Annotated in this window: 26 protein-coding genes and 3 tRNA genes; 22 read left to right on the top strand and 7 right to left on the bottom strand. The window is 69.2% G+C overall.

The window, feature by feature from the left end; all coding sequences use genetic code 11:
* The first annotated feature begins 43 nt into the window (after nt 1-43).
* The 6 genes from MRBLMI12_RS04340 to MRBLMI12_RS04315 all read left to right on the top strand — a co-directional run bounded on the left by MRBLMI12_RS04340 (nt 44) and on the right by MRBLMI12_RS04315 (nt 4432).
* Complete coding sequence (locus MRBLMI12_RS04340) at nt 44-958, top strand: bile acid:sodium symporter family protein (RefSeq protein ID WP_363354190.1); 915 nt, start codon at nt 44-46, stop codon at nt 956-958.
* A 112-nt stretch (nt 959-1070) separates the two neighbouring features.
* Complete coding sequence (locus tag MRBLMI12_RS04335) at nt 1071-1571, top strand: FBP domain-containing protein (RefSeq protein WP_349428536.1); 501 nt, start codon at nt 1071-1073, stop codon at nt 1569-1571.
* Complete coding sequence (locus tag MRBLMI12_RS04330) at nt 1568-2479, top strand: PfkB family carbohydrate kinase (protein ID WP_363354188.1); 912 nt, start codon at nt 1568-1570, stop codon at nt 2477-2479. Before MRBLMI12_RS04335 ends, MRBLMI12_RS04330 begins: the two co-directional genes overlap by 4 nt.
* Before the next feature lie 123 nt (nt 2480-2602).
* Nucleotides 2603-2687 (top strand) — tRNA-Tyr (locus MRBLMI12_RS04325).
* 52 nt (nt 2688-2739) lie between these two features.
* A complete protein-coding gene (locus tag MRBLMI12_RS04320; protein WP_363354186.1) occupies nt 2740-3303 on the top strand; it encodes a YbaK/EbsC family protein in 564 nt (187 codons plus the stop codon).
* A 124-nt stretch (nt 3304-3427) separates the two neighbouring features.
* On the top strand, nt 3428-4432 hold the full coding sequence (locus MRBLMI12_RS04315) for a hypothetical protein (protein ID WP_363354184.1): 1005 nt from the start codon (nt 3428-3430) through the stop codon (nt 4430-4432).
* Between the two features lie 35 nt (nt 4433-4467).
* On the opposite strand, the gene MRBLMI12_RS04310 is transcribed toward MRBLMI12_RS04315, so the two are convergent.
* A complete protein-coding gene (locus MRBLMI12_RS04310; RefSeq protein WP_363354182.1) occupies nt 4468-6054 on the bottom strand; it encodes a phytoene desaturase family protein in 1587 nt (528 codons plus the stop codon).
* A gap of 88 nt (nt 6055-6142) precedes the next feature.
* Between MRBLMI12_RS04310 and MRBLMI12_RS04305 the strand changes: the two genes are divergently transcribed.
* The 4 genes from MRBLMI12_RS04305 (at nt 6143) to MRBLMI12_RS04290 (ending at nt 9426) form a co-directional block, all read left to right on the top strand.
* Nucleotides 6143-6946 carry an inositol monophosphatase family protein gene (locus tag MRBLMI12_RS04305; protein WP_363354180.1) on the top strand — a complete coding sequence of 268 codons (804 nt, stop codon included), beginning with the start codon at nt 6143-6145 and terminating at the stop codon, nt 6944-6946.
* A 352-nt stretch (nt 6947-7298) separates the two neighbouring features.
* Entirely contained in the window at nt 7299-9182 is a 1884-nt protein-coding gene (locus tag MRBLMI12_RS04300; protein WP_363354178.1) for a M23 family metallopeptidase, read from the top strand.
* Between the two features lie 62 nt (nt 9183-9244).
* Nucleotides 9245-9316: transfer RNA gene (locus MRBLMI12_RS04295), tRNA-Thr, on the top strand.
* Between the two features lie 36 nt (nt 9317-9352).
* Nucleotides 9353-9426: transfer RNA gene (locus MRBLMI12_RS04290), tRNA-Met, on the top strand.
* Between the two features lie 56 nt (nt 9427-9482).
* On the opposite strand, the gene MRBLMI12_RS04285 is transcribed toward MRBLMI12_RS04290, so the two are convergent.
* Entirely contained in the window at nt 9483-9725 is a 243-nt protein-coding gene (locus MRBLMI12_RS04285; RefSeq protein WP_363354176.1) for a hypothetical protein, read from the bottom strand.
* Between the two features lie 76 nt (nt 9726-9801).
* The gene (locus MRBLMI12_RS04280) at nt 9802-10623 is read right to left on the bottom strand and encodes an SDR family oxidoreductase (RefSeq protein ID WP_363354174.1); all 822 of its coding nucleotides are present in this window, start codon (nt 10621-10623) and stop codon (nt 9802-9804) included.
* A gap of 543 nt (nt 10624-11166) precedes the next feature.
* Here MRBLMI12_RS04280 and MRBLMI12_RS04275 point away from each other — a divergent pair.
* Both MRBLMI12_RS04275 and MRBLMI12_RS04270 read left to right on the top strand, forming a co-directional pair.
* Nucleotides 11167-12063: a helix-turn-helix transcriptional regulator gene (locus MRBLMI12_RS04275; RefSeq protein WP_363354172.1), complete on the top strand. Its 897-nt coding sequence runs from the start codon at nt 11167-11169 to the stop codon at nt 12061-12063.
* Entirely contained in the window at nt 12060-12464 is a 405-nt protein-coding gene (locus tag MRBLMI12_RS04270; RefSeq protein ID WP_363354170.1) for a nuclear transport factor 2 family protein, read from the top strand. The genes MRBLMI12_RS04275 and MRBLMI12_RS04270 overlap by 4 nt, the downstream gene beginning before the upstream one ends.
* Nucleotides 12465-12471: 7 nt before the next feature.
* Here the strand turns inward: MRBLMI12_RS04270 and MRBLMI12_RS04265 are convergent, their stop codons facing one another.
* Complete coding sequence (locus MRBLMI12_RS04265; protein WP_363354168.1) at nt 12472-13509, bottom strand: LacI family DNA-binding transcriptional regulator; 1038 nt, start codon at nt 13507-13509, stop codon at nt 12472-12474.
* Between the two features lie 113 nt (nt 13510-13622).
* On the opposite strand from MRBLMI12_RS04265, the gene MRBLMI12_RS04260 reads away from it, so the two are divergent.
* The 6 genes from MRBLMI12_RS04260 to MRBLMI12_RS04235 all read left to right on the top strand — a co-directional run bounded on the left by MRBLMI12_RS04260 (nt 13623) and on the right by MRBLMI12_RS04235 (nt 20437).
* A complete protein-coding gene (locus MRBLMI12_RS04260; RefSeq protein WP_363354166.1) occupies nt 13623-15713 on the top strand; it encodes a beta-galactosidase in 2091 nt (696 codons plus the stop codon).
* Nucleotides 15714-15757: 44 nt separating this feature from the next.
* Nucleotides 15758-17107 carry an ABC transporter substrate-binding protein gene (locus tag MRBLMI12_RS04255; protein ID WP_363354164.1) on the top strand — a complete coding sequence of 450 codons (1350 nt, stop codon included), beginning with the start codon at nt 15758-15760 and terminating at the stop codon, nt 17105-17107.
* Between the two features lie 104 nt (nt 17108-17211).
* Nucleotides 17212-18171, top strand: a complete 960-nt coding sequence (locus MRBLMI12_RS04250; RefSeq protein ID WP_363354162.1) for a carbohydrate ABC transporter permease — start codon at nt 17212-17214, stop codon at nt 18169-18171.
* On the top strand, nt 18168-19097 hold the full coding sequence (locus MRBLMI12_RS04245; RefSeq protein ID WP_363354160.1) for a carbohydrate ABC transporter permease: 930 nt from the start codon (nt 18168-18170) through the stop codon (nt 19095-19097). The genes MRBLMI12_RS04250 and MRBLMI12_RS04245 overlap by 4 nt, the downstream gene beginning before the upstream one ends.
* A gap of 48 nt (nt 19098-19145) precedes the next feature.
* Complete coding sequence (locus MRBLMI12_RS04240; protein ID WP_363354158.1) at nt 19146-19772, top strand: SRPBCC family protein; 627 nt, start codon at nt 19146-19148, stop codon at nt 19770-19772.
* Nucleotides 19769-20437, top strand: coding sequence for a DUF4166 domain-containing protein (locus MRBLMI12_RS04235; protein WP_363354156.1), 669 nt, complete (start codon nt 19769-19771; stop codon nt 20435-20437). Before MRBLMI12_RS04240 ends, MRBLMI12_RS04235 begins: the two co-directional genes overlap by 4 nt.
* 46 nt (nt 20438-20483) lie before the next feature.
* Here MRBLMI12_RS04235 and MRBLMI12_RS04230 read toward each other — a convergent pair whose 3' ends face one another.
* The gene (locus MRBLMI12_RS04230; RefSeq protein WP_363354154.1) at nt 20484-20960 is read right to left on the bottom strand and encodes a winged helix-turn-helix transcriptional regulator; all 477 of its coding nucleotides are present in this window, start codon (nt 20958-20960) and stop codon (nt 20484-20486) included.
* Between the two features lie 96 nt (nt 20961-21056).
* On the opposite strand from MRBLMI12_RS04230, the gene MRBLMI12_RS04225 reads away from it, so the two are divergent.
* The 4 genes from MRBLMI12_RS04225 (at nt 21057) to MRBLMI12_RS04210 (ending at nt 23736) form a co-directional block, all read left to right on the top strand.
* Nucleotides 21057-21575 carry an SRPBCC family protein gene (locus MRBLMI12_RS04225; protein WP_363354152.1) on the top strand — a complete coding sequence of 173 codons (519 nt, stop codon included), beginning with the start codon at nt 21057-21059 and terminating at the stop codon, nt 21573-21575.
* Nucleotides 21576-21683: 108 nt separating this feature from the next.
* Nucleotides 21684-21890, top strand: coding sequence for a hypothetical protein (locus MRBLMI12_RS04220; protein ID WP_349428494.1), 207 nt, complete (start codon nt 21684-21686; stop codon nt 21888-21890).
* 75 nt (nt 21891-21965) lie between these two features.
* Nucleotides 21966-22199: a hypothetical protein gene (locus MRBLMI12_RS04215; RefSeq protein WP_308869208.1), complete on the top strand. Its 234-nt coding sequence runs from the start codon at nt 21966-21968 to the stop codon at nt 22197-22199.
* A gap of 166 nt (nt 22200-22365) precedes the next feature.
* Nucleotides 22366-23736 (top strand): MFS transporter, encoded by a 1371-nt coding sequence (locus MRBLMI12_RS04210; RefSeq protein ID WP_363354150.1) that lies wholly within the window; start codon nt 22366-22368, stop codon nt 23734-23736.
* Between the two features lie 76 nt (nt 23737-23812).
* Here the strand turns inward: MRBLMI12_RS04210 and MRBLMI12_RS04205 are convergent, their stop codons facing one another.
* Together MRBLMI12_RS04205 and MRBLMI12_RS04200 are read right to left on the bottom strand one after the other, a co-directional pair.
* The gene (locus MRBLMI12_RS04205) at nt 23813-24244 is read right to left on the bottom strand and encodes a hypothetical protein (protein WP_363354148.1); all 432 of its coding nucleotides are present in this window, start codon (nt 24242-24244) and stop codon (nt 23813-23815) included.
* A gap of 4 nt (nt 24245-24248) precedes the next feature.
* Nucleotides 24249-25016 (bottom strand): CDP-alcohol phosphatidyltransferase family protein, encoded by a 768-nt coding sequence (locus MRBLMI12_RS04200; RefSeq protein ID WP_363354146.1) that lies wholly within the window; start codon nt 25014-25016, stop codon nt 24249-24251.
* Nucleotides 25017-25035 lie beyond the last annotated feature (19 nt).

The raw sequence follows: 25035 nt of genomic DNA, 5'->3' as shown, positions 1-25035 counted from the left end.
CTTTCCGTGACACGCGGTCGCAGGATCCTGCACACTGAGTGCCATGTCAGCGTTGACCACCATCGGGCTGCCCGTAGCCCTCGGCATCATCATGTTCGGGCTCGGCATGAGCCTCACCCCCGGCGACTTCACCCGCGTCCTCAAGCAGCCGAAGGCGGTGATCGTCGCGCTGCTGTGCCAGCTGGTCCTGCTGCCCCTGATCTGCTTCGGTCTCGTGCTGGCGTTCCAGCTGCCGCCCGTGCTGGCGGTCGGCATGATGATGCTCGCCGCATCTCCGGGCGGAACCACCGCCAATCTCTACAGTCACCTGTTCCGAGGCGATGTGGCCCTGAACATCTCGCTCACGGCGGTGAACTCCGTGATCGCCGTGTTCACGCTCCCGCTCATCACGAACCTGGCGATCCTCTACTTCAACCCGTTCGACGACCAGCTCGGACTGCAGTGGGCGAAGACCATCGAGGTCTTCGCGATCGTGCTGCTCCCGGTCGCACTCGGAATGATCGTGCGCCGCTTCTGGCCGCGGTTCGCGACGGCGATGAACAAGCCGGTGCGCATCGCATCGGTCGTCATCCTCGTCGTCGTCATCGTCGGGGCCGTCGCGCAGAACTGGGCGCTCCTCCTCGAGAACTTCGGCCGCCTGTCGCTCATCACGATCGTGTTCTGCCTCATCAGCCTCACGATCGGCTACTTCGCCCCGCGCCTGGCGAAGGTCGGCAGACGGCAGTCGATCGCATCGTCGTTCGAGATCGGCATCCACAACGCCACGCTGGCGATCGTCATCGCGCAGACGGTGCTGGGCTCGGTGGAGCTCTCGCTCCCCGCCGCCGTGTACGGCGTGCTCATGTTCTTCATCGCGTTCGCGTTCGGGTTCCTCATCCGCGACCGCAGCACGGGAGCGGATGCCGCAGCCGAGCCCACCGGCCCCGTCGACGACGCCGCCGAGTCCGCCCCGCGCTGACCGCGCAGCGGCGACGGGATCCACGCGCTGAAGTCTCGCGGTCGGGGCGGCGGCGGGAGGCGGGGTGGCGCAGGCATCCGTCATTCGTAGACTGGGCGGGCGAGGAGGTGCCATGCGCCCACTGACCGAGGAAGAAGTGCGTTCGTCGTTCGTGAACGCATCGTCGGACGAGCTGCGGCTCGTGACCCTGCCTGCCGACTTCATGCTCACCGACTGGGATCACCTCGATTTCCTGGCGTGGCGCGACCCGCGAAGCCGCGGCCGTGGCTACCTCGTCGCCGAGATCGACGGCGAGCCGGCGGGCGTCGTGCTGCGCGGCGCCGAGGGGTCGTCGCACGCCCGTGCTGCGCTGTGCAACCTGTGCCACACCATGCAGCCGGCAGACCAGGTGGTGATGTACACGGCGCGCAAGGCCGGTGAGGCGGGCGTCCACGGCGACAGCGTCGGCACGTACATCTGCGCCGACCTGTCGTGCCACGAGAACGTGCGGCTGGCCGCGCCGCTGGCCCCGAATGAGGTGCGCGCGAGCGTCGACCGCAAGATCGACGGCACCCGGCGCCGCACCGAGGCCTTCGTGGGCCGCGTGCTCGAGACCGCAGGGGTCGCGCGATGACCGTCGTGGTGGTGGGCGACGCGCTGATCGACGAGCTGCGCGACGACCACGGCGTGCGGGAGTTCGTCGGCGGAGCCGCGCTGAACGTGGCCGTCGGGCTCGCGCAGCTGGGCGTGCCCGCGACCCTCGTCGCGATGCTGGGCGACGACGAGCCCGCCTCACGCGTACGGCGTTACCTCGCCGACTTCGGCGTCGATCTCATCGCGACGCCCTCCCTCATCGGCACGGCGCGCGCCGTGAGCACACGCTCCGGCGGCGGCGAGCCCGTGTACGAGTTCAACGAGGCGGCACAGCAGCGGCGCATCAGATTCGGCGACGCCGAACGGCGGGCACTCGCGGATGCCGACCTCGTGGTCGTGAGCTGCCTCGCGTTCGACGACGCCGAGCAGGCCGCGGAGCTGGCCGACGCGATCGGGGAGGCGGGCGCCTCGGTCGCCGTCGACCCGAATCCGCGGACCGGCATGCTTCACGACAAGGCGGAGTTCGTGCGGGGCTTCGAGCAGCTGGCGGCGGGTGCCGCTCTCGTCAAGGTCGGCGAGGATGACGCCGCCCTGCTCTACGGCGATCGCCTGGATGCGCTGCGCGCCCGACTCGTCGACCTCGGCGCCCGCGCCGTGCTCGCGACGGAGGGCGCGGCCGGCGCCACGATCGAGGCAGGCGACGTCGTGGTGACGCGGCCGATCTCCAACCTCCCCGGCCGCATCGTCGACACGATGGGCGCCGGAGATGCCGCGCTGGCCGCGACCGTCGCCGCACTCGTCGAGAGCACACCCGCGGACGCAGACGCGTGGGAGGCGGTGCTGCAGTCGGCGATGGATGCCGCGGCAGCCACGTGCCGGTTCGAAGGGGCGCTGCTGCGCACCCCCAGTGCGCTCAGCGGGCTCGACATGGACCACATCGGCACCTGAATCGCTGTGATCCTCGGGCGTCGTCGGGTCGTCCGCTGTGCGGATTTCTGACCTCGCGCATCTACGCGTAAGATTGTGGATCGCGCCTCCGGTCGTCTGGAAAAGTCGGACGGGTGCGCGCCCGGCGAGTTACCCAAGCGGCCAAAGGGATCTGACTGTAAATCAGCCGTCTTAGACTTCGGGGGTTCGAATCCCTCACTCGCCACCACTTGCAAGCGCCCCCTCGTGGGGCGCTTCGTGGTTCCAGGCTCGGTAGCCTGATGGCCATGACGTGGACCGCCACCGGAACCCTCACCGCAGAGGCCGCGACGCGGCATCCCGAACTCGTGAGCCCCGCCGTCACCCACGGACTCGCGCGGCTCGCTCCCGAGATCGCCGAGACGGTGGGCGTCGCCGCCATCGATGCGGCGCTCGCCGACACCGCAGCGTTCTGCGAGCGGTACGGGGTGGCGCCGGAGGCGTCCGCCAACTGCGTCGTCGTGAAGGGCAAGCGCGGCAGCGAGGTGCGTTTCGCCGCCTGCATGGTGCTCGCCACCACACGAGCCGACGTGAACGGGGTCGTGCGCCGGCGTCTGGACGTGCGGAGCGCGTCGTTCGCTCCCATGGACGAGGCGGTCGAGCTGAGCGGCATGGAGTACGGCGGCATCACCCCGATCGGGCTTCCGGCCGGCTGGCCGATCTTCGTCGACGCGGCCGTCGCGGCTGCGCCCGAGGTGGTCATCGGCGGGGGAGTGCGCGGCAGCAAGCTGTTCCTGCCGGGCCGTGCCCTCCTCGCGCTTCCCGGCGCCGAACTGGTCGAAGGGCTCGGACGCGCCACGGGATGAGGCATCCGGCTTCGCACCTCCCGGAGGCTTCGCCTGCGCACCACGGAATCGGCATCCACGCGGTGCGGTGCGGCGTGTCAGGATGGCAGTGCAGGCAGTCCGCCCGCATCACGAGAGGAACGCCATGACCGCGCCCGACCCGTATGCGACGCCCGCCCCGGCGATGGATCAGGCCGCGCACGCCGACGGCTCCCGCTCGTCGCTGCTGCGCGCCGCCATCTGGGTGGCGATCGGCGCACTCATCGCGGCCGCCGTCGTGTGCGTGCTCTGGGTACTCCTGGGCTCTCAGAACGACATCATCGGCCGGGCGTTCCTGACGATCCTGCTGCTGGTGGGCTTCGCCGGCGTCGCGATCCTCGACGCGCACCTGGCGCCGACTCGCCCCGCGTGGTTCGCACTGGCCAGCATGGGGTCGTGGATCGTGGCGCTCCTGCTCGGCGCCATCATGATCTGGATGCCGGAGCGCTACCCCTGGCTCGGATTCTCGCGGTTCATCCAGTTCCTGCTCATCGTGCTGATCCTTCAGCTGGTGCTGCTGCACGTGCGGTTCTACCTCAAGGCCTTCCAGCGCTACGACACGCCCTTCACCCGTACCGTCGCGGTCATCACCATCTCGCTTGTCGTCGCACTGGCCGCACTGCTGATCATCCCGCTCGCCTTCGGGGAGTGGCTCCTCCTCGCCGACATCTACTGGCGCATCGTCGTGGCCGTCGCGATCCTCGCCGCGCTCGGCACCGCCCTCGTTCCGCTCGTCAACGTGCTGTTCGCCCCCAAGAAGCCGCACGCCCACGTCGCGCACGCCCCTCTCGCACCGCCGGCCCCGTACGGCGCGCTCGCCGCCCCCGCGGCACCGGCCGCGCAGGAGCTGCTCCCGTGGCCGACGTACGTCGACGCCGTCACACCGCTGCCGATGCTTCCCGACGGCTCGCCCGACTGGAACGCGTACTACACCGGGTACCCGTCGCCCGGCGCCCACGTCTTCACGGCGATCGAGCCGGTCGCGCACTCCGAGCCGCAGGCGGCCCCGGCAGCACCCACGCCGTCGCAGCCCGCGGCGCCGGCGCAGCCCACCACGGCTCCCGGATACGAGGGGTACCCGCCGCCCCCGCCGCTGCCGCCGCGCGCCTGACCGCGGGACGCGCCGACATCGCGCGGAAGCGATCTTCAGCCGGCGAGCAGCTCGAGTGCGGCCATCGCCGCGTTGTGCCCGCCGAGGCCGCTGACGGCGCCGCCCCTTCGGGCGCCCGAACCGCACACCAGCACGTTCGGGTGCTCCGTGGCGACGCCCCAGCGCTCGGCAGGCGTGACGAGCGTGTCTTCGTCGTCGGCCCACGGCCACGACAGCGCGCCGTGGAAGATGTCGCCGCCGACCATGCCCAGTGACTGCTCCAGATCGGCCGTCGTCCGCGCCTCCACGCACGCCGAGCCGTCCGGCGCCTCGTACACGCAGTCGGCGATGGGCTCGGCGAGTACCGTGTCGAGCGAGCGCTGAGCCGCCTCGAGGAGCGCCATGCGCGCGGCATCCGGATCCCGGCCTTCGAGCAGCCGATGCGGCACCTGCAGGCCGAAGAGCGTCAGCGTGTGCGCGCCCGCGGCGCGCAGTTCAGGGCCGAGGATCGACGGGTCGGTCAGCGAGTGGCAGTAGATCTCGGCCGGCAGCGGCTCGGGGATGCCGCCGGCCAGGCCCGTCGCATGCGCCCGGTCGAGCTGCGACATCGTCTCGTTGACGTGGAAGGTCCCGGCGAACGCGGCCTCGGGAGCCACCCGCTCGTCGCGGAGGCGGGGAAGGCGCCGCAGCAGCATGTTGACCTTGAGCTGCGCGCCTTCCGGCGGTGCAGTGCCGACCCCCGCCGGGCGGGCTCCGCCCGCGGCGAGCAGCCGGGCGAGCACGGCAGGGCCGACGCCGCTCAGCACCAGTCGGGCGTGCACCGTGCGGTCGTCTGCGAGGGTGATCTCGCCGTCGGGCGTCACGGCCACGACCTCCGCACCGGTGCGCAGGTCGGCACCCGCCTCGGTCGCCGCGCGCGACAGCTCGGATGTCACGCGACCCATGCCGCCGACCGGCACGTCCCAGTCGCCGGTCCCACCGCCGATGACGTGATACAGGAAGCAGCGGTTCTGCCGCAGGCTTTCGTCGTCGGCCGACGCGAACGTGCCGATGAGGCCGTCGGTGAGCGCGATGCCGCGGGCGATGTCGGTGTCGAGGGAGGAACGCAGCAGTCCACCCAGCGGCCGCTCGAACAGCTCCTCCCAGAGCCGGTCGTCGTCGAGTGCCGCGCGCATCTCACCGGCTCGGCGCAACGGCTCGGTCATCGACGGGAAGATCAACCGTGCGACCGGTCCCATCCGCGCGGACAAGGCCGCGAAGCGCGCCGCCTCACCGGTGTCGCCGGTCACGCGGGCGAAGGCGTCGGCGGTGGCCGCGGCATCCGCCGTGTCGATGAGGATGCCGCGCGCAGGGTCCTGCGGGTCCGGCGTGTACGACGAGTAGCGACGGCGGAGCAGACGGATGCCGAGCCCCAGGTCATCGATGATGCGCTGCGGCAGCAGGCTCACGAGGTAGGAGTAGCGCGACAGCCGTGCGGCGACGCCCGGCCACGGTTCCTCCGACACCGCGGCGCCGCCGACATGGTCGAGCCGCTCGAGCACCACGACCGTGCGCCCGGCGCGGGCGAGGTACGCGGCGGCGACGAGGGCGTTGTGGCCGCCACCGACGATGGCGACGTCGTGGACGGGGGAGCGGGTGGGCATGCGCACACGCTATCGAGGCGGTTCATCGTCACGCGAGCGTTGCCCCTCGTTCGCCGGCGTTGCGAGCGCCGCCGGATACCGTGGAGGCATGAGCCTCGAGCAGGACCTCGGATCCCTCGCCATCGACATCGCCCGCGAAGCCGGTGAGCTGGCCCGGCTGCGTCGTGACGCGGGTGTGGCGATCGCCGCGACGAAGTCGGCCCTCGCTGACATCGTCACCGAGGCCGATCGCGAGGTCGAGGCGCTCATCCGCGCGCGTCTGAAGGCCGCGCGCCCCGACGACGGCTTCCTCGGCGAGGAGACCGGAGCCGAGCGCGGGGCCAGTGACGTGACATGGGTCGTCGACCCCATCGACGGCACCGTCAACTATGCGTACGGCATCCCGACCTACGCGGTCAGCATCGCCGCCGTCCGTGGCGAGCCGACCCCCAACGCGTGGGAAGCGCTGGCGGGCGTCGTGTTCGCCCCGGTCAGCGGAGAGGTCTTCCATGCGGTGCGCGGCGAGGGCGCGTGGCTGGGCGTGCACCGGATCGCCGTCAACCCGGAGGTCGGACCGGCTGGCGCGCTTCTCGCAACGGGGTTCGGATACGATCCCGCGACCCGCCCAGGAGACCTCGATCTGATCGGCCGGGTGATGCCGGGCCTGGCACGCGACCTCCGCCGCGCCGGTGCCGCCTCGCTCGACCTGTCGTACGTCGCCGCGGGTCGCCTGGACGGGTACTTCGAGCGCGGCCTCTCGCCCTGGGACCTCGCCGCCGGCGCCCTGCTGGTGACCGAAGCGGGCGGCCGGTTCGGCCGTGCCGAACCCGACGGCGGTCCGCGCGGACCGCTCGTGGTCGCCGCGACGCCGGCGATCTTCGACCGCCTCGCCGAGGCGGCGGGACTGGTATGAGACAGCCGTCTCATCGAATTTTCACGAAGCGCGCGTCATGAAATCCGAGTCTTACATGGCATTCCCAGCACGCTCGGGGTAGTGTTTACCCGATCGTTACCTTCGCTGCCCGAACGGCGAAGGTGGTCATAGCCCGACCGACAGCCCTGCTGCGTGCACCCCCCCTCGCGGCACGACACGAGAGCCCGACTCCGCTTTGCCTTTCGACTCCCCTATGGCTGAGCCTGCGCCCACGCGCCGATCCAGCCGTACCTCGCCGACGCCTGTACAGGCGACGCCGGAGACCCCGGGGACGGGTCGCGCCACAGTCAGGCGGCAGGCGGCGGGAGGCGCTCCCGAGCGTCCCGCGGTCGTGTGGGGTCGTCCTGTCGAGGCCAAGCGAGCGGATGCCGCCACTCCGGCCGCCACCAAGTCCCAGGCGCCCGCTTCGGTGACGCCGGCGTCCGACATCCCCGCCCCGCGACCGATGCTGCCGGGGATCGACACTCCTCCCGCGGCGACGCCCGTCCTGCCGCCGGCCGCAGTCGCACCTGCAGCTCCCGCGCCGTCGTCGGTGGACCTCCCCGTGGCATCGAGCCCGGTCATCGAATCGGTCGCGCCTCGCGTCCGCGCTCGTGCCGGAGCATCGGCTGTTCCGCCGGTGGCCCCGGTCGAGCACGTGAGCCGCCGCACCCGGCGCGCCCAGACCGGCGAGCAGCCCGTCGTCGCCGTACCGCCGATCGCACCCGAGACTCCTGCCGCACCGGAACGCTCCGCCGCCGCCTTCGAGGCCGAGCTGCCGACGCGCGAAGAGCCGGCGCCGCTGCTGGACACCGTCCTCGTCGCCGCCGAGCCGTTCGAGCTTCTCGAGCCCGCCGTCGAGCCCGCCGCTCCCGCCGCCGTGGAGCCCGTCGCTCCCACCGCCGTCGAGCCCGCCGCTGCCGCCGCCGCGACCGAGCCCGTCGCCGACACCGCTTCCACGTGGGCGGCCGACAGCCTCGCGAAGCTCCTGGCCGCCGAAGCGGCCGCCACGATCGCGTCGGCGGCTCCGCTCGTCGAGACCGGCGCCCTCCAGCCGGCCGCTGCTCCGCGACGAGCAGAGCCGCGCGTCGCTGAGGCCCAGCCGGCCGCAGCCGAACCGCAGGCGCAGGCCGCGCCGCAGGCTGCGCGGGCACGCCGGGCAGCTGCCGCGTCGCAGACCCCGAACGTCGAGCAGGCAACCCGCGCGTCTGAGGCCACGGCCCCGCAGCCGGCCGCCGCGTCCGAGTCGGAGCCCGCCGAGACCCCGACGACCCAGGTTCACGCCGACCCCCGCCCCGAGCGTGTCGGACCCCTCACCGGTCCGATTCCGCAGCCTGCGGCATCCGATGTCGACGAGTTCGAGGCTGCCTCGCGCCTGTTCGCCTTCACCGGCGAAACCCCCGTCCAGAACGCGGCAGCCGCTGGCGAGGCCGACGCCGACGCCGAGCCCGCACGGCACACCGCCCCCCGCCGCTCGCCGGCGCGCCGCGGTGCCGCCTTCAAGCGCGTCGCGACCGCGTCGTTCTCGGTGGGCGTCTTCGGCATCGTCGGTCTCATGGCTGTCGGCATGACCACGCCGGCCGAGGCCGTCGCCGCGGTCAACGGCACCGACGCCTCGCTCTCGGTCGTCGCCATGGGCGACAACACGGTGCCGGTGATCGACGAGGCCGAGATCCAGGCGTACGTCGCCCCGGGCGACGCCCAGAACGACACGCTCCAGCGCACCGAGAACTACACGACCACGACGACTGCCCAGCTCGCGTCCGAGGCCGGGATCAAGAACTTCTCGAACCTGTTCCACAACAACCAGAACTCGAACATCCAGTGGCCCTTCGCGGTGGGCGTCACGATGTCGTACGGGTTCGGCATGCGCTCGGGTCGCATGCACGAGGGCATCGACTTCACGCCCGGCAACGGCGCGCCCGTGCAGGCCATTGCCGGCGGCACCGTCCGTGTCGCATCGGAGGCCGGCGGCGCCTACGGCGTGCACGTGATCATCGACCACATCATCGACGGTCAGCTCTTCTCGAGCCACTATGCGCACATGCAGTACGGATCGCTGGAGGTCACCCCCGGCCAGCAGATCACGGTGGGTACCGTGATCGGCCACACGGGCAACACCGGACGCTCCTACGGCGCCCACACGCACTTCGAGATCCTCAAGAACGGCACCACTGCGATCGACCCGTGGCCGTGGCTCCAGGAGTACACCGACGGCACCCACACCGTGGGCTGACCGGTTCGGAAGGATGCCGCGCCTCTGGTATTCTCTTCTAGTTGCCTGCTCGCAGGCAGCACGCCCCGATAGCTCAGTGGCAGAGCACTTCCATGGTAAGGAAGGGGTCGTCAGTTCAATCCTGACTCGGGGCTCGCAGCATCCATTTCCATTCACCACGGATGCCGTGCGGCAGGGTAGCTCAGTTGGTGAGAGCGCACGACTCATAATCGTGAGGTCGCGGGTTCAAGCCCCGCTCCTGCTACGGACAGCCCCGGAATCTCGCCGATTCTCCGGGGCTTTCTTCTTGCGCCGGTGACGTCAGGACTCGGCGAGCGCCTGCTCGAATGCCTGCCTGGCTTCCCTGACGTTCTGGCCGCTCAGCCGGCGGAAGGCGGCGAGGACCCCTTCGAAGTGGCGGCGTTCGGCCGACCCTGCGTACAGGCCGCGGGTTGCTCGTGGCTGCCCGCTCGCGAAGAAGATCGAGGACCCACGGAGGTCTGCGGAGGTGAGCACCCGAGCCCGCGATGCCAGTGTTCGCAAGGAGTCTGCAGCGGTTCCCATTTGACGACGCTTGCGGTTCCGTCGTTGTGTGGACGGTTGAAGTCCCGGTCGCGCAGACGACCGGGACTTCAAGCCATCAGGCGAGCTGCCCGGCGCGCATGGCGGCGATGACGCCACCGTCGATGAGGAGGTCGGAGCCGGTGATGAACGCGCCCTCGGGGCCGAGGAGGTAGGCGGCGATGTTGCCGATCTCGACGGGCGTGCCCATCCGTCCGGCGGCGGATGCGGTGATCATCGCGGCGTACCCGGCGGCGTTGGGGCCGGTCATCTCGTCCTGTGCGAGCGGGGTCGAGATGATGCCGGGGCTGAGGCAGTTCACGCGGGCGCCGCGCGCGGCCCACGTGACCGCAGCGGCCCGCACACGCAGCGCGTTGGCGCGCTTGGCGAGTGTGTACGCGGCCCCGGAGTCGCCAACCGCTTCCGGGTCCAGCGCCTCCAGCGCGAGAAGCTCGGCTGCGGGGGTGTAGGCGAGTGCGTTCTCGAGGTCCTTCGAGTAGCCGTCTCCCATGTGGCCGGCCATGCTCGCGATGACGACCCCGGAACCGCCTGTGGCGATGACGCGGCCGAACTCTTCGAGGACGTAGGCGGTGCCGGCGAGGTCGACCTCGAGCACCCGCTGGGTGCTGGCCTGGACCGGTGAGACACCGGCGGCGACGATCACGCGGGTGACGTCTCCGAGCGCTGCAGCGGCGTCGGCGAGAGCGGCGACGGAGTCGGGGTCGGCGATGTCGATCTGCTGAGTGGCCACGTCGTACCCTTCGCCGTGCAGCTGCGTGGCGAGGGCGGCCATCGTCTGCTCGTTGAGGTCCGCGAGGAGGAGTTTGCGGCCGACGGCGGCACGCCGGCCGATGGCGACGCCGATGCTTCCGGTACCGATGAGGACGGCAATTTCAGTCATGGTGTGTTCTCTCTGATGTGGGCCATCGAGTCTGTGTGGGTGGGTACGCGGGTGGCCAGTGGCCGAGGTTGTGTCATCTCCACTCAACTCGCGGCGCTCGCACCCAGGTAGTGACTGCTCTTACGCGTAATGCCAGTGCCTCCCTGACAGCGGAATCACGCGCGTATTCGAAGACAGCATTGGATTGTGCGGTATCGCCCAACGCGTCGCCGCGTACCGGGCACTGGAACGGCTGCTGGTCGACGGTAAGGTGCGTGCGATCGGTGTGTCGAACTCCAGCCGCAGCACCTGGCTGCGCTGGGGCCGAGACAGAGTTCCTTCCGGCGGTGAATGGGATCGAGCCGCACCCGTACTCGCAGCACGTGAGATGGACGAGCGGAACATGGGGTTCACCATCCCGGAGGCCTGACCCCCGCCTGTCGCAGAAGGCCCTTCGCCGAGCGTCGGGGGCCTCTGCGCGCACCACGGCGACGGGCTGCCGCCGGCATTCCGTGTAAAGCCAGTACCTCCCACCGGCCGAACGACCGCGCGTACCGTGGAGAGGTGACCAACAGCAAGGACGTGCAGGAGTTCCTGAAGTCACGCCGTGCTCGCATCACCCCCGAGATGGCCGGCGTGCAGACCTACGGCGGCATCCGTCGTGTGCCCGGCCTGCGCCGGGAAGAGCTCGCGACGATCTCGGGAATGAGTGTCGACTACTACAACCGCCTCGAGCGCGGAAACCTCTCCGGCGTCAGCGACAGCATCTTGGGTTCGCTGGCCCGGGCGCTGAAGCTGGATGACGCCGAGCGTGCCTATCTGTTCGATCTGGCGCGCGCAGCGAACGCGTCTCCACCGCGGCAGCGGCGCCGTGTCACCGAGAAGGTGCGCCCGAGCATTCAGCACCTGCTCGACGGGATGACCGGCGTGCCCGCGTTCGTGCAGAACGGTCGGCTCGACGTGCTCGCGATGAACGACCTCGCCCGTGCGCTCTACCACTCCGAGGACGAGGGCAGCGAACCGGTGAATTTCGCACGGTTCGTGTTCCTCGACGAACGCTCGGTCACGCAGCTGACCGCGTGGGATGCGATGGCGCAGGACACCGTCGCGATCCTCCGGCAGGAGGCCGCGCGTGACCCGCACAACCGTGATCTGTCGGATCTGATAGGTGAGCTGTCCACGAAGAGCGAGCAGTTCCGGAGGATGTGGGCCGCGCAGAACGTGCGTTTCCATCGCACCGGCACCAAAACGTTCCGTCATCCGGTCGTCGGGGAGTTCGAGCTCACCTTCCAGGCGATGCAACTACCGGGCGATGAAGGCCTGACGCTCTTCGCGTACACCGCCGAACCCGGCAGCCGTGCCGCGGATGCTCTCAAGCTCCTCGCTACCTGGAGCGCGACGGTCCGCGCGGATGCGACCGCCGACACCGCCGGCACCGCCGGCTCGTCGAGTCAGCGATGACACGATCCGCAGATGAGCCCTCGGCCGCCACTGCCGCGGCGGAGCAACAGATCCTCGCGCTCTACCGCGCACAGAATCGCGCGATGCTCGAGGCCGATGTCGCAGGACTCGACGCTATCCTCGACGACGGCTTCGTCGCCGTCCACATCGGCGGGTACCGGCAACCCAAGGGCGAGTGGCTGGCACAGATCCGCTCGGGAGAGATGACCTATCACGCCGTTCACGAGCAGGATGCCGCCGTGACCGTCAGCGGCGACAGCGCGGTTCTCGATGCGCGAGCGATCGTCGACGCGACCATCCACGGTGCGCACGCCGAATGGCCGTTGCGATCACGGACCACCTTCGAACTGCGAGCCGGCACCTGGCGTGCAGTCAGGTCGCAGGCCACCGTCTCCTCCTGAGAGCCTCTCAGCGATGAGCTGGGGCCGGGCCGGACGACTCGCGCACGACCACCTGCGGTATCTCTATGTGCACGGGCCGAGGAGCAACCCCCTCGATCTGCCCGATGAGAGAGGCGACCGCCTCGCGCCCTCGCGCCGCGTGGTCGACCCGCAGCGTCGTCAGCGGCGGATCGATGTACGCCGACTCGGGGAGATCGTCGATGCCGACGACGCTGACGTCGCCGGGAACGCGCAGGCCCCGTCGCTTCAGGGCGAGGATGGTGCCGATCGCCATCTGGTCGTTGGCGACCACATAGGCGGTGGCGTCGGAGAGAGCCTCGAGGCCCGCTATGGCTTCGAACCCGGACCGTGCGGACCAGTCACCGGCCAGCTCCCCGGCGTGGACGAGACCGAGTGCGTCGACCGCCGCTGCGAAGGCGCGCGCACGGTTGCGGCCGGCAGACCAGTTCGCCGGGCCTGCCACATGGGCGACCCGGCGGTGGCCGAGGTCGCGCAGGTAGGCGATGAGGGCGGGGATGCCGACGCGGGAGACGTCGGTCTTGGCCAGACGGGTGTCGTCGGCCTCGGTGTGCACGAAGGCAGGCGTGGTGAAGTGGGCGGCGTCGAAGGCGCGGACCATCTCATCCGTCGACGCGAGTGCGAGGACTCCGGCCAGAGAGTTCGGCCCGATCAACGCAAGCGTCTTCTCGATCGAGTCGCGGTCATGGGCGTCCAGAGAGATCAGGTCGAGCAGGTAGCCCGACTCCCGCGCCTGCATCGTCGCGCCGTGCGCGGTGAGGCTGGGGCCGGTCTCCGTCTCGTCGTGGACGAGGGCGCCGATCCGGTGGGGGCGCCCCGACTTCAGACTGCGGGCGGAGAGGTTCGGCTGGTAGTCGAGCTCGGCGAGCGCTGCCTCCACGCGGGCCCTGGTCTCGGCGCGGATGCCCGGGAAGCCGGTCAGGAATCGGCTGACCGTCTGGTGCGAGACGCCGGCTACCAGAGCGACGTCGTAGATCGTCGCTGCCCGCCCCGACGCGACGGGCGTCGGAGGTTGCGGTTCGGTCACTTCAGTCACGGTTCCTCGATTGTCGCTTGACATCGCGATGTTATCGGAAACATACTGACCCGGCACCCATGTTTCCGAAAACATGCGGCTTCCCCACGACAACGGAGTCACCCATGCAGCTCGCCCGATCCGGCATCCTCTTCGGCGCCGCGTACTACGCGGAGTACCACCAGTCGGATCGTGTCGAACTGGATCTGGACCTGATGAAGGCCGCAGGCTTCACCGTCATCCGCGTCGGTGAGTCGGTGTGGTCGACGTGGGAACCGCGTGACGGCGAGTTCGATCTGGAGTGGCTGCAGCCGGTACTCGACGGCGCGCACGCGCGCGGCATCGCGGTCGTGCTGGGCACCCCGACATACGCGATCCCGCCATGGCTGCAGAGCGCCTACCCCGAGATCGCCGCCGAGGTCGGCACCGGCAGGCCGATGCCCTGGGGGGCGCGACAGGAGGTCGACTACTCGCACCCTGCCTTCCGCTTCCATGCGGAGCGCGTCATCCGGGCCGTCGTAGGCAGGTACGCCGCACACCCCGCGGTGATCGGCTTCCAGGTCGACAACGAGCCCGGCATGGTGCTCTTCCACAACCGCGGCACGTTCCGGCGGTTCGTGCGGCGACTCGCCGCCAAGTACGGCGACGTCGACACGATCAATCGCGAGTGGGGCCTCACCTACTGGTCGCACCGGCTGTCCGACTGGTCCGATCTGTGGACGCCGGATGGCAACTCGCTGCCGCAGTACGACCTGGCCTGGCGTCGGTACCAGGCGGAACTCACGAGCGAGTTCATCGCCTGGCAGGCCGACATCGTGCGCGAGTACGCGACGCCCGAGCAATTCGTGACGACATGCATCGCCTACCCGCGTCCGGGACTGGACGACGAGAAGCTCGTCCGATCACTCGACATCACGGCGGGAAACCCCTACTACGCGATGCAGGACCACCTGGACGCGACGAAGGATCTGCCCCCGATCGCGCCGTGGACGACCAGCGGGGTCGCACCGCTGTTCCGTCAGGCGGACCGGTTGTTCTCCTCCAATCAGCGCAGATTCCTCGTCACCGAGACAGACGCGCAGTCCATCGGAGGCTCGGATTTCAATATGCCGCCCTATCCCGGCCAGCTGACCCAGGCGGCGTTCGCCTTCGTCTCACGCGGCGCGGCGATGATCGAGTACTGGCATTGGCATTCGCTTCCGTACGGCACCGAGACGTACTGGGGAGGCATCCTCCCTCACAGCCTCCAGCCTGGGCGGGTCTACCGTGAGCTCGCGGAGGTCGGTGCGGACCTCGCGGCGATCGGCGATCTGCTCGACGGATACGAACCTGACGCCGACGTCGCGATCCTCTGGTCGAACGACTCGCGTTTCGCGATGGAGTTCTTCCCGACCTTCCCCACCGGAACGGGCGAGCCGGATCGCTCCTCCTACGCCCGCATCTTCGACGCGTACCATCGCGGCGTCATCGACAGCGGCGCGCAGGCACGTGTCCTGCATCCCGATCAGGCGCTCTCGTGGGGTGCGAGGGAACTGGCCGCACGGTTCCCCGTCCTCGTCGCGGCCGGTCTGTACGTCGCCACGGATGACCATCTCGAGCTCCTGCGCGAGTATGCAGCCGCCGGAGGTCACCTGATCGTCGGCATCCGCACCGGATACGGCGACGAGGAGGCTCGCGCCCGGGTGAGTGTCGCGCCGGCGCTGTTGGCAGATGCCGCCGGCGTCAGCTACGAGGAATTCTCCAACCTTCAGGAGACGCTGCCCGTCTCGTCGGAGGCGGGCCTGACACTGTCCGAGGGTGCGACAGCGACGCTGTGGGCGGACGGCCTCCTCCCGAACGGCGCCGACACCGTCGTGCGCTACGAGCACCCCCGCTTCGGCGACTTCGCCGCGGTCACCTCGCAGGAGCATGGCGACGGACGGATCACCGTCGTCGGCACTGTCCCCTCCGCCGCTCTGGCGGCCGACATCCTGCGCTGGGCCGCGCCGACGCTCCACGCCGACGCGATCGCAACGGCGCGCGCGCTTCCCGTCACCGTGAGCTCGGGGTCGCTCCCCGACGGCCGGCGCGTGTGGTTCCTCTTCAACTGGAGCGGCGAAGCGCAAGCCTTCACTCCCCGCATCGATCTGGAGGACGCCGTCACGACGGAGCAGCTGACGGCAGCCACCGAGATCTCCCTTCCGGCGTGGTCCACACGCTGCCTCGTCGGGAAGTGAGCACCCAGGGGATCTCTGGATCCCACCGAGAAGAAAGAGCAATCATGAAGAAGGCACGCAGAACAGCAGCGACGCTGACCGTCGGCGCGGCCACGGTCGCAGTGCTCCTCACCGGGTGCGCCCCGGGCGGGAGCGATGGCGACGCGCAGGGACCGATCACACAGGACCAGATCGACGAGGCGATGAGCACTCCGACCGAGCTGACGTTCTGGACATGGGTCCCCGACATCCAGAACGAAGTCGATCTCTTCGAGGCGAAGTACCCGGACATCACGGTGAAGGTCGAGAACGTCGGCCAGGGCCTGCCGCACTATCAGAAGCTCCGCAGCGCGATCGAGGCGGGCGAAGGCGCTCCGGACGTCGCGCAGATCGAGTACCAGTACATCCCTTCGTTCGTCCTGCCCGAGTCGCTTCTGGACCTCGCGCCATACGGCGGTGACGACCTCTCGGACGAGTTCGTCGACTGGGCGTGGAATCAGGTCTCTCCCGGCGATGAGGTGTGGGCGATCCCGCAGGACGTCGGCCCGATGGGCAACCTCTACCGCGAAGACATCCTCAACGCGGCCGGGATCACCGAGCCGCCCGCCACGTGGGACGAGTACGCCGTCGCCGCGCAGGCGGTCAAGGACACGACCGGCTCGTACATCTCCAACCTCGGCGCCACGCAGGCCGGCCAGATGATCGGCTTCTTCTGGCAGGCCGGTATCAAGCCGTTCGGCTATGACGGAGAGGAGACCGTCTCCATCGACGTCAACAGTGACGAGGCGAAGAGGGTCGCCGACTACTGGACCGAGCTCATCCAGGCCGACCTGATCTCCACCGACGTGGACTTCAACGACACCTGGTACCAGGGTCTCGCCAGCGGCAAGTACGCCGGGTGGCTCACCGCGGCGTGGGGGCCGATCTTCCTCCAGGGCACGGCGGCCGACACCTCGGGCCTGTGGCGTGCGGCACCGCTGCCGCAGTGGTCGGACGGCGCTCAGGTCTCGGGCAACTGGGGCGGTTCGTCGGACGCGGTTCTCGCGTCCAGCGAGAACCCGATCGCCGCGTACGAGCTGGCCAAGTTCATCAACACCGACGCGGAGTCGTCGATGATGCTGGCGACGGAGCAGTTCCTGTTCCCGCCGCAGGTGTCGGTGCTCGAGGACCCGGCCTTCGTCGACCAGGAGTCGGAGTTCTACGGAGGGCAGAAGGTGAACGAGCTGTTCGCCGAGATCTCGCAGACGGTCGACACCGAGTTCCAGTGGCTGCCGTTCATGGACTACGTGTACTCCACGTACGAAGAGACCATGGGCACGGTGATCGCGGCCAAGGGGGACATCGGCGCCGCCCTCGACACCTGGCAGGACCAGCTCGTCTCGTACGCAGAGGACCAGGGCTTCACCGTCGAGTGAGGTCGGCGGCGCCCGCCGCGCGCGGCGGGCGCCGCCTCCGAACCGCACCGAGTCGGTGAACGGCGCGCGACGCCGGCCCGCCGCATCCATCGAAAGGAGCCCCCGTGGCCAACGCATCAGCGCTGCCTGCCGCGCGTCCCGCACGATCCGCGCCGAAGCGGCGCGTCAGCCCCGCCAAGCGGAAGCAGTACCGAGCCGCGTACCTCTTCCTCCTGCCGTTCTTCATCGTGTTCATCACGATGCTCGTGATCCCCCTCGTCTACGCGGGCTACCTCAGCCTGTTCGAGAGCAAGCTCATCGGCGGCGACGTGTTCGCCGGCCTGGCCAACTACGTCCGCGCGCTGACCGACTCGCAGTTCCTCGCGAGCCTCGGCCGGGTGGCGCTGTTCTTCGTCGTCCAGGTGCCGATCATGCTCGGCCTGTCTCTGTTCTTCGCGCTCGCGCTCGACACCGCGCGGGCGCGCGGGTCGAAGGGCATCCGGCTGCTCATCTTCATGCCCTACGCCGTTCCTGCTGTGGTGGCCACCCTGATGTGGGGCTACCTGTACGGTCCCGACTTCGGTCCGATCGCGCAGATGGCGCGCGCCGTCGGGTTCGGCACGCCCGACTTCCTCTCGCCGGAGAACATCCTCGGCTCGATGATGAACATCGTCACGTGGGAGTTCGTCGGCTACAACATGATCATCATGTACGCGGCGCTGCGGTCCATCCCCGGCGAGCTGTACGAAGCGGCCGAGATCGATGGTGCCGGCCAGTTCCGTCTCGCGTGGAGCGTCAAGATCCCCGCGATCCGCCCGGCGATCCTGCTGACCGTGATCTTCTCGGTCATCGGCACGTTCCAGCTCTTCGCCGAGCCGAGCCTGCTCAACGCCATCGCGCCCGATGCGATCACCAACTCCTTCACCCCGAACTACTACGCGTACAACCTGGCGTTCATCAATCAGGAGCTCAACTACGCCGCCGCCATCGCGTTCCTTCTCGGGCTGGTGATCGCCGTGCTCTCGTACTTCGTGCAGCTGGGCTCGGAGCGAAGCGCCCGTCGAGAGAGGAGGGGCCTCGCATGACCGCGACCGAGACCCGCACGATCATCACAGGCCGTGCGAACCGCAGCGGACGACGCGGGGGGACCCGCCACTTCGCACCGGAACGGCGACGCAGCCTTCCGCTCACCATCGTGCTGTGGCTGTGCGTGCTGTACTTCGTCCTGCCGCTGTGGTGGCTGTTCGTGTCGTCGACCAAAGACAACTCGGCACTGTTCTCCACCTTCGGTCTGTGGTTCGCGCCCGAACTGTCCCTCTGGGAGAACCTGCAGACGCTGTTCACGATCCGCGGCGGGCTGTTCGTCCGATGGCTGCTGAACACCGTGGTCTACGCCACGGTCGCGGCCTTCGGCGCCACCGTGCTTTCGGCGATGGCCGGGTACGCCTTCGCGAAATACGAGTTCCCCGGCAAGAAGGTGCTGTTCAGCTCCACGCTCGGCGCGATCATGATCCCGCTGACAGCCCTGGCGCTGCCCACCTACCTCCTGTTCTCGCAGGCGGGGCTCACGGATACGCCGTGGGCGGTGATCATCCCGTCGCTGGTGAGTCCGTTCGGGGTGTACCTCATGCGGGTCTACGCCGCTGACGCCATCCCCGACACGCTCATCGAGGCCGCGCGGGTCGACGGCGCGGGGGAGTTCCGCATCTTCTGGCAGGTGAGCCTGCGGCTCCTGGGGCCGGGACTCGTCACCGTCTTCCTGTTCTCGCTCGTCGCGACGTGGAACAACTACTTCCTCCCGCTCATCATGCTCAACACCTCCGAGCTCTACCCGATCACCGTCGGACTCGCGCAGCTGCAGGCGGCAGCCTCGGCGGGCGGAGGAACGCAGGCCCTGTTCTCCACTGTGATCACGGGGTCCTTCGTCTCCATCCTGCCCTTGATCGTCGCCTTCCTCTTCCTGCAGCGGTATTGGCAGACGGGACTCGCTACGGGGAGCGTCAAGGGGTGAACACCGCGTCCTGAAGGCGCAGTGCCCTCGGTGTCGTAACGTCGACGTGTGAGGCGCAGCGGCATCTACGTGGAGACGACGATCGCCGCCGACCTCGAGGCGGTGTGGACAGCCACGCAGGTTCCGGAGCAGCACGTCCGGTGGGACGTGCGGTTCACGCGGATCACTCCGACGGGGCTGACGGCTGCCGGTGCCACGGCGTTCGCGTACGAACGGCGTGTGCCGTTCCACCGCATCAGCGGCACCGGTGTGAGCATCGGCGAGAAGCAGCGCGCGGACGGCGCACGCACCTCCGCGCTGCGGTTCCACACGCGCGATCCGCTGTCGCCGATCCGCGAGGGGCGCGGGTACTGGCGTTACGTCCCGCAGGACGGCGGGATCGCCTTCCTCACCGGCTACGACTACACCCCCGGATTGGGAGTGCTGGACGTCGTCGTCCGCCCCGTCCTGGGCTGGGCCACGGCCTGGAGCTTCGACCGGCTGCGCATCTGGCTCGAGACCGGGGTCCCGCCGGAGCGATGGCCGCCGTGGAGCGTGCTGTGGTGGTGGCGACCGGATCGACCTCGCGCCGGCCGCTGCCGTCGCGCGCCGGCGTCGGGCCGGCGCCGCGCGGACCATCTGCAGAACGCACCGGTGACCCTGGCCGCTCTGCCCGACCCCGGAGCATCCGCATGACCTCCATCTTCGAGCGGGCGCTCGGCGACGACTACGACCGCCTGCATCCCATGATGAAGCGACGGTTCGGCATCGGTCTGGACTCCGCCGAGGCGTGCGTGGGCAGGGGAGTGATGACGACCATCCGGCGCGGGCCGTGGTGGACGATCCCGTTCCTGCAGATCGGGCGCCTGCGGAACATCCTGATCCCCGACATCGGTGCCGACGTCCCGTTCGTCATCGAGAACTACCCCTACCGCGACCCGCTCGGCCGCGAGACCGTCACCTTCGTCCGCGAATACCGCATCGGCGCGCACCGGCGCAGATTCGACGCCACGATGATCCTCGACGAGGACCGGATCGTGGACTACCTGGGCACGCACCAGCACCTCGCGGTCGATCTGCGGCTGAGCGCGGACGAGGACGGCGGGCTGCTGCTCACATCGGGCGCGCAGCGGTTCTACGAAGGCCCGATCGGCTTCCGGTTCCCGATGCTCTTCAGCGGACGCGCGCGCTTGCGCGAGTACTTCGACGACGCCGACCAGCGGTTCCACGTCGACCTCGAAGTCCACAACCGCTGGTTCGGGTTCCTGTTCGGCTACCGCGGCAGCTTCGAGTGCGAGTGGATGCCGGCCACCGACGCTCCGGAACGCCTCAAACCGCGCCGGCACGAAGCCCGGGTCTGAGACGCGCCGCCCTCGCTGCGCTGCGCCCCTGCCGCCAGCCTCGGCGTCACCCGGTCGCGCGCGATCCGCCTCGCCGTGCGGCGAGATACTCCGGCGGCATTCCGGGACCGATGCGGATGCCGATCTCGTCGGCCGGTACCGTGCCGCACGTCTCGCAGGCCGCTACCGTGTGGACGTCTCCGTCGCAGACGACATGCCGGTAGAGGATCGGCGGGTCGATCGGCGAGGCCCATTCGTCGCCCCATTCCGTGAGGGCGATGAGGGCGACGGCCAGCGCGTGGCCCTTCGGCGTGAGCACGTACTCGGATGCGCCCCGGTGGTCCATGATGCCGCTCGCCACGAAGGACTCGAGGCGCGACGTGAGCACATTGGTCGCGATCCCGAGGTTGGCCTGGAAATCGCTGAACCTCGTCACCCGCGCGAACAGGGCGTCGCGGATGATCAGGAGGCTCCAGCGCTCTCCGACGAGTTCGAGGGAGCGTGCGATGGAGCACACCTGAGAGTCGTACGTCTTGCCCAGCATGCGTCGAATCTAGCACTTGCGTGATGCAAGCGTTCGCCGCTAGGGTCGCTTGCATCACGCAAGTCGACCGACCGGTCGCGAGAGAGGAGCATGAACATGACTGCGAACTTCACGACGACGATCACGGTCGACGCCTCGCCGCAGGAGGCGTACGACGCGATCAACGACGTCTCGAGCTGGTGGGGGCGGATCACCGGCTCGACCACCGCCGTCGACGACGAATTCGTCTACGTGGTTCCCGGACTGCACTACAGCGGATTCCGGGTGACCGAGCTCGAACCGGGCCGACGGGTCTCGTGGCTGGTGACGGGCAGCCACCTCGATTTCGTCGCCGACAAGCAGGAGTGGAACGGGACCACCGTCCGCTTCGACATCGCCGACGTCGACGGGCGCACGCAGGTGATCTTCACCCACGACGGTCTCACCGCCGACGACCAGTGCTATGACGTGTGCACCAACGCGTGGGGCATGTTCGTCGACGGGAGCCTCAAGGCGCTCATCGATACCGGGGCAGGGGCGCCGTACATCTTCGGCGGCGACGAGGCGCTGACCACCGAGGATCACGACGAGCTGCATCGTGAGGTGGCGGCCGCGGCTGCGAGCAAGGCGGTCTGACCACCCGTGCCGGTCCCGCTGGTCGCATCGTCGACGTGAGTCGCCGGCGCCCGGGCGTGTATCGCCCCGGTGTCGGCGGCTCCCGTTACGGTGAGACGCGGAGGGGACATGAAGACGAAGAGACTTGCCCGCACCTCGTCGCGACTGCCGCGTCGAGGTCACGTGCTGGTGGCCATCACGGTGGTCGACGAGAACGGATTCACCTCCCAGTACGAGACGGTGGAAGCGCCTGTCGGTGCGCTCCGTGAGGGCGTGGCCGCGATCCATCTCGCTGCGGTCGAGGCAGGGGCCGACGCCGACTCCGCGTCCGCCTGACTTCGCGGCATCCGCGCTTGTGCGCTGCTTTCGTGCGTCCTAGAATCGAACATAGATTCGATGAAAGAGAGCGACATGCGTATGGCTGCCCGAGAGGATGTTCAGGTCTGGTGCGAGCGTGAGCGGCCGGTGCGCCTGGTGGTCGAGGGGGAGCGGTGGCGCATCATCGACACGCCGACGCGATGCGACGGCGGGCGGCTGTTCCAGAGCTGGCGGTTCACCGCCCGCAGTGATGTGGATCACCGGACGCGCGTCATGGATGTCGAAGAGGTGGACGGGCACTGGATGCTCGTCGCGTCCTGGGAGTGATCCGCGGAGCGTCGAACCGCTCCGCGGATCCGTGGATGAGAAGTTCCGCGGAACTTCTCACTGTGATGGCCGTCGCGCCCCTTGAAACATGAATCGTGCGTCAGGTATCGTCCCGCAGAGCGGCTTCCCCGAGCCGCTTCCGCGCTCTACAAGGAGGTACCAGCGCATGGCATCCACCCAGGAATCCCCCGCGCCGATGAGGCAATCGAGTCTGCGGCGGGTCGTCACGGCTTCGATGGCCGGCACCGTCGTCGAGTGGTACGAGTTCTTCCTCTACGCCACGGCGGCGACGCTCGTGTTCAACAAGATCATGTTCCCGCCGTCGGACGACCCGTATGCGCCGATCATCGCCGCGTTCGTGACGTACGCGGTCGGGTTCATCGCCCGCCCGCTCGGCGGCATCGTGTTCGGCCATTTCGGCGACAAGTACGGACGCAAGAAGCTCCTGCAGCTCGCCATCATCCTGGTCGGCGTCGCGACGTTCCTGATGGGGTGCCTGCCCACATTCGACATGATCGGCTACTGGGCGCCGGCGCTCCTGGTCGCGCTCCGCTTCGCGCAGGGCTTCGCGGTCGGCGGTGAGTGGGGCGGTGCGATCCTCCTCGTCGCCGAGCACTCGCCCGATAAGACGCGCGGGTTCTGGGCGTCGTGGCCGCAGGCCGCCGTCCCGATCGGCAACCTGGTCGCGACACTCGTCCTGCTGGTCCTCAGCCGCACCCTCACCGAGGAGCAGTTCCTCGCGTGGGGCTGGCGGATCGGCTTCTGGCTCTCCGTCGTGATCGTCGCCATCGGCTACTACGTCCGCACCCGTGTCACCGACGCGCCGATCTTCCTCGAGGTGCAGAAGGAGGTCGAGCAGTCGAAGGCGGTGCGCTTCGGAGTGGTCGAGGTGATCAAGCGCTACCCGCGGGGCGTGCTGACCGCCATGGGCCTGCGCTTCGCGGAGAACATCATGTACTACCTGGTCGTGACGTTCTCGATCACCTACCTGGCCGTGGCGCTCGAGGTCGACACCTCCGAGATCCTCGGGCTGCTCGTCATCGCCCATATCGTCCACATGATCGTCATCCCGCTCATCGGCGGTCTGACCGACCGGCTCGGCCGCAAGCCGGTGTACATCATCGGCACGATCGGCGCGGCGGCCTGGGGCTTCGTGGCCTTCCCGATGTTCGACACCCGCAACCCGGTGATCATCGTCGCGGCGATCAGCCTAGGCCTGTTCATCCACGCGTTCATGTACGCGCCGCAGCCCGCGATCATGTCGGAGATGTTCCCGACGCGGATGCGGTACTCGGGCGTCTCGCTCGGGTACCAGGTGACGTCGATCGTCGCCGGCTCGCTCGCACCGATCATCGCGACCGCTCTCCTGGCGAGCACCGGCTCGTACGTGCCGGTCGCCGTCTACCTGGCGATCGCGGCGGCGATCACGCTCGTCGCGGCGGTGTCGCTGCGCGAGACGAAGGGCTCGTCACTGCACGAACTCGACCGCCTCGACGAGGAGAAGCTGGCCGCCGAGAAGGTGACCGCCGACGCCTGACCGGTGCGAGACGAAGGAACGCCCCGCCACATCGTGGCGGGGCGTTCACCGTCCTCGGCTGATCGACCCGCCGAGGTTAGACGCCCTGGCGTCTCGTCGGGACTGTCGCCGGCGTGCTGCGGAACACCAGCACCGTCGTGACGGCCAGAATCACGATGCCGATGGACTCGACGATGATGGTCTCGGGGACGAGCATCATGTCCCAGGACGAGGTGATGCCGAAGAGCCCCACCGTCAGCGCGAGGATCAGGGCGAGCAGCGTGGCGATGAGGAACAGCAGGCTCAGCACCGTCGCCAGCTGCAGCAGCCGGCCGTGAAGCACCAGCATCCCGATTGCGAGCACCAGTGCGGCGATGGCATTGAGGACGAACATCACCCCCAGGATGCCGCCGGTGCCGTTGAAGACCAGGAACAGGTGGATGGCGCCTGCGGCGAGGAGGGCGATCGCGCTGAGGATGCGCATCGTCCAGAGCACGCGCCCGGCGGTTTCGGTGGATGCGGTCGTCATGGTGCTACCTGCTCTCCGGTGGAGGTGAGGTCGTCGAGGCCCTCTCGAGGGAAACGAGCGCGCGACCGCTGAGGTTCAACCGGACGAGCCACGTGACGTCGCGACCGAACGACTCGAGCATCAGCAGCAGCGCCGCGGCCGCGACGGCCAGATTCGCCTCGGGCGGCAGCACCTGCGCCGCGACGACGGTCAGGGCGATGCCGCAGACGGCGGTGACGACCTTGCGCCAGTATCGCGGCGGCAACGTGCGGCGCATCCACGGCAGCACCGCACCGGCGACCACGAACGCGTACCGCAGCAGGCCGATCGACAGCACCCACCAGCCGACGAACCTCACGTCGTACACGCACAGCACGAGCAGCAGGAACGCGTCGACCTCCATGTCGAATCGGGCGCCGAGTTCGCTCTCGCTCGCCGTCCGACGGGCGACGTACCCGTCGATACCGTCGAGCGCGAGAGCGCAGGCGACGAGTGTGACGAACAGCACGGTGGATGCCGCGCCCTCTCCCGCCGCGCCCTCGAGCGCCGCGACGGTCAGTGCGGTGACAAGACCGACGAGCATCGAGCGGGTCGCGGTGACCGCGTTCGCGGGTCCGAACCGAAGCGCGCCCCGACGGCGGAGCCCGACGGTCAGCAGCACGGTGGACACCACCAGGTAGGCGAGGCCGAGCGCCACCGCCGTCGGCGACAGCGGGACGGCGGCTCCGATCGCGACCAGTCCGCCCGCCCCGGCCGCCACCCACCACCAAGGGACCCACTGAACCTTTTCCATGTGCGCTCCGTGTACTCCC

Source organism: Microbacterium sp. LMI12-1-1.1, assembly GCF_040676455.1.
Taxonomy (GTDB): Bacteria; Actinomycetota; Actinomycetes; order Actinomycetales; family Microbacteriaceae; genus Microbacterium.
Note: the sequence above shows the minus strand (reverse complement) of the source record. Positions and strands in the feature narration are given on the sequence as shown.

Coding starts and splice junctions, on each gene's coding strand:
- MRBLMI12_RS04340 (WP_363354190.1), top strand. CDS start 44: ATGTCAGCGTTGACCACCATCGGGCTGCCCGTAGCCCTCGGCATCATC.
- MRBLMI12_RS04335 (WP_349428536.1), top strand. CDS start 1,071: ATGCGCCCACTGACCGAGGAAGAAGTGCGTTCGTCGTTCGTGAACGCA.
- MRBLMI12_RS04330 (WP_363354188.1), top strand. CDS start 1,568: ATGACCGTCGTGGTGGTGGGCGACGCGCTGATCGACGAGCTGCGCGAC.
- MRBLMI12_RS04320 (WP_363354186.1), top strand. CDS start 2,740: ATGGCCATGACGTGGACCGCCACCGGAACCCTCACCGCAGAGGCCGCG.
- MRBLMI12_RS04315 (WP_363354184.1), top strand. CDS start 3,428: ATGACCGCGCCCGACCCGTATGCGACGCCCGCCCCGGCGATGGATCAG.
- MRBLMI12_RS04310 (WP_363354182.1), bottom strand. CDS start 6,054: ATGCCCACCCGCTCCCCCGTCCACGACGTCGCCATCGTCGGTGGCGGC.
- MRBLMI12_RS04305 (WP_363354180.1), top strand. CDS start 6,143: ATGAGCCTCGAGCAGGACCTCGGATCCCTCGCCATCGACATCGCCCGC.
- MRBLMI12_RS04285 (WP_363354176.1), bottom strand. CDS start 9,725: ATGGGAACCGCTGCAGACTCCTTGCGAACACTGGCATCGCGGGCTCGG.
- MRBLMI12_RS04280 (WP_363354174.1), bottom strand. CDS start 10,623: ATGACTGAAATTGCCGTCCTCATCGGTACCGGAAGCATCGGCGTCGCC.
- MRBLMI12_RS04270 (WP_363354170.1), top strand. CDS start 12,060: ATGACACGATCCGCAGATGAGCCCTCGGCCGCCACTGCCGCGGCGGAG.
- MRBLMI12_RS04260 (WP_363354166.1), top strand. CDS start 13,623: ATGCAGCTCGCCCGATCCGGCATCCTCTTCGGCGCCGCGTACTACGCG.
- MRBLMI12_RS04255 (WP_363354164.1), top strand. CDS start 15,758: ATGAAGAAGGCACGCAGAACAGCAGCGACGCTGACCGTCGGCGCGGCC.
- MRBLMI12_RS04245 (WP_363354160.1), top strand. CDS start 18,168: ATGACCGCGACCGAGACCCGCACGATCATCACAGGCCGTGCGAACCGC.
- MRBLMI12_RS04235 (WP_363354156.1), top strand. CDS start 19,769: ATGACCTCCATCTTCGAGCGGGCGCTCGGCGACGACTACGACCGCCTG.
- MRBLMI12_RS04230 (WP_363354154.1), bottom strand. CDS start 20,960: ATGCTGGGCAAGACGTACGACTCTCAGGTGTGCTCCATCGCACGCTCC.
- MRBLMI12_RS04225 (WP_363354152.1), top strand. CDS start 21,057: ATGACTGCGAACTTCACGACGACGATCACGGTCGACGCCTCGCCGCAG.
- MRBLMI12_RS04220 (WP_349428494.1), top strand. CDS start 21,684: ATGAAGACGAAGAGACTTGCCCGCACCTCGTCGCGACTGCCGCGTCGA.
- MRBLMI12_RS04215 (WP_308869208.1), top strand. CDS start 21,966: ATGCGTATGGCTGCCCGAGAGGATGTTCAGGTCTGGTGCGAGCGTGAG.
- MRBLMI12_RS04210 (WP_363354150.1), top strand. CDS start 22,366: ATGGCATCCACCCAGGAATCCCCCGCGCCGATGAGGCAATCGAGTCTG.
- MRBLMI12_RS04205 (WP_363354148.1), bottom strand. CDS start 24,244: ATGACGACCGCATCCACCGAAACCGCCGGGCGCGTGCTCTGGACGATG.
- MRBLMI12_RS04200 (WP_363354146.1), bottom strand. CDS start 25,016: ATGGAAAAGGTTCAGTGGGTCCCTTGGTGGTGGGTGGCGGCCGGGGCG.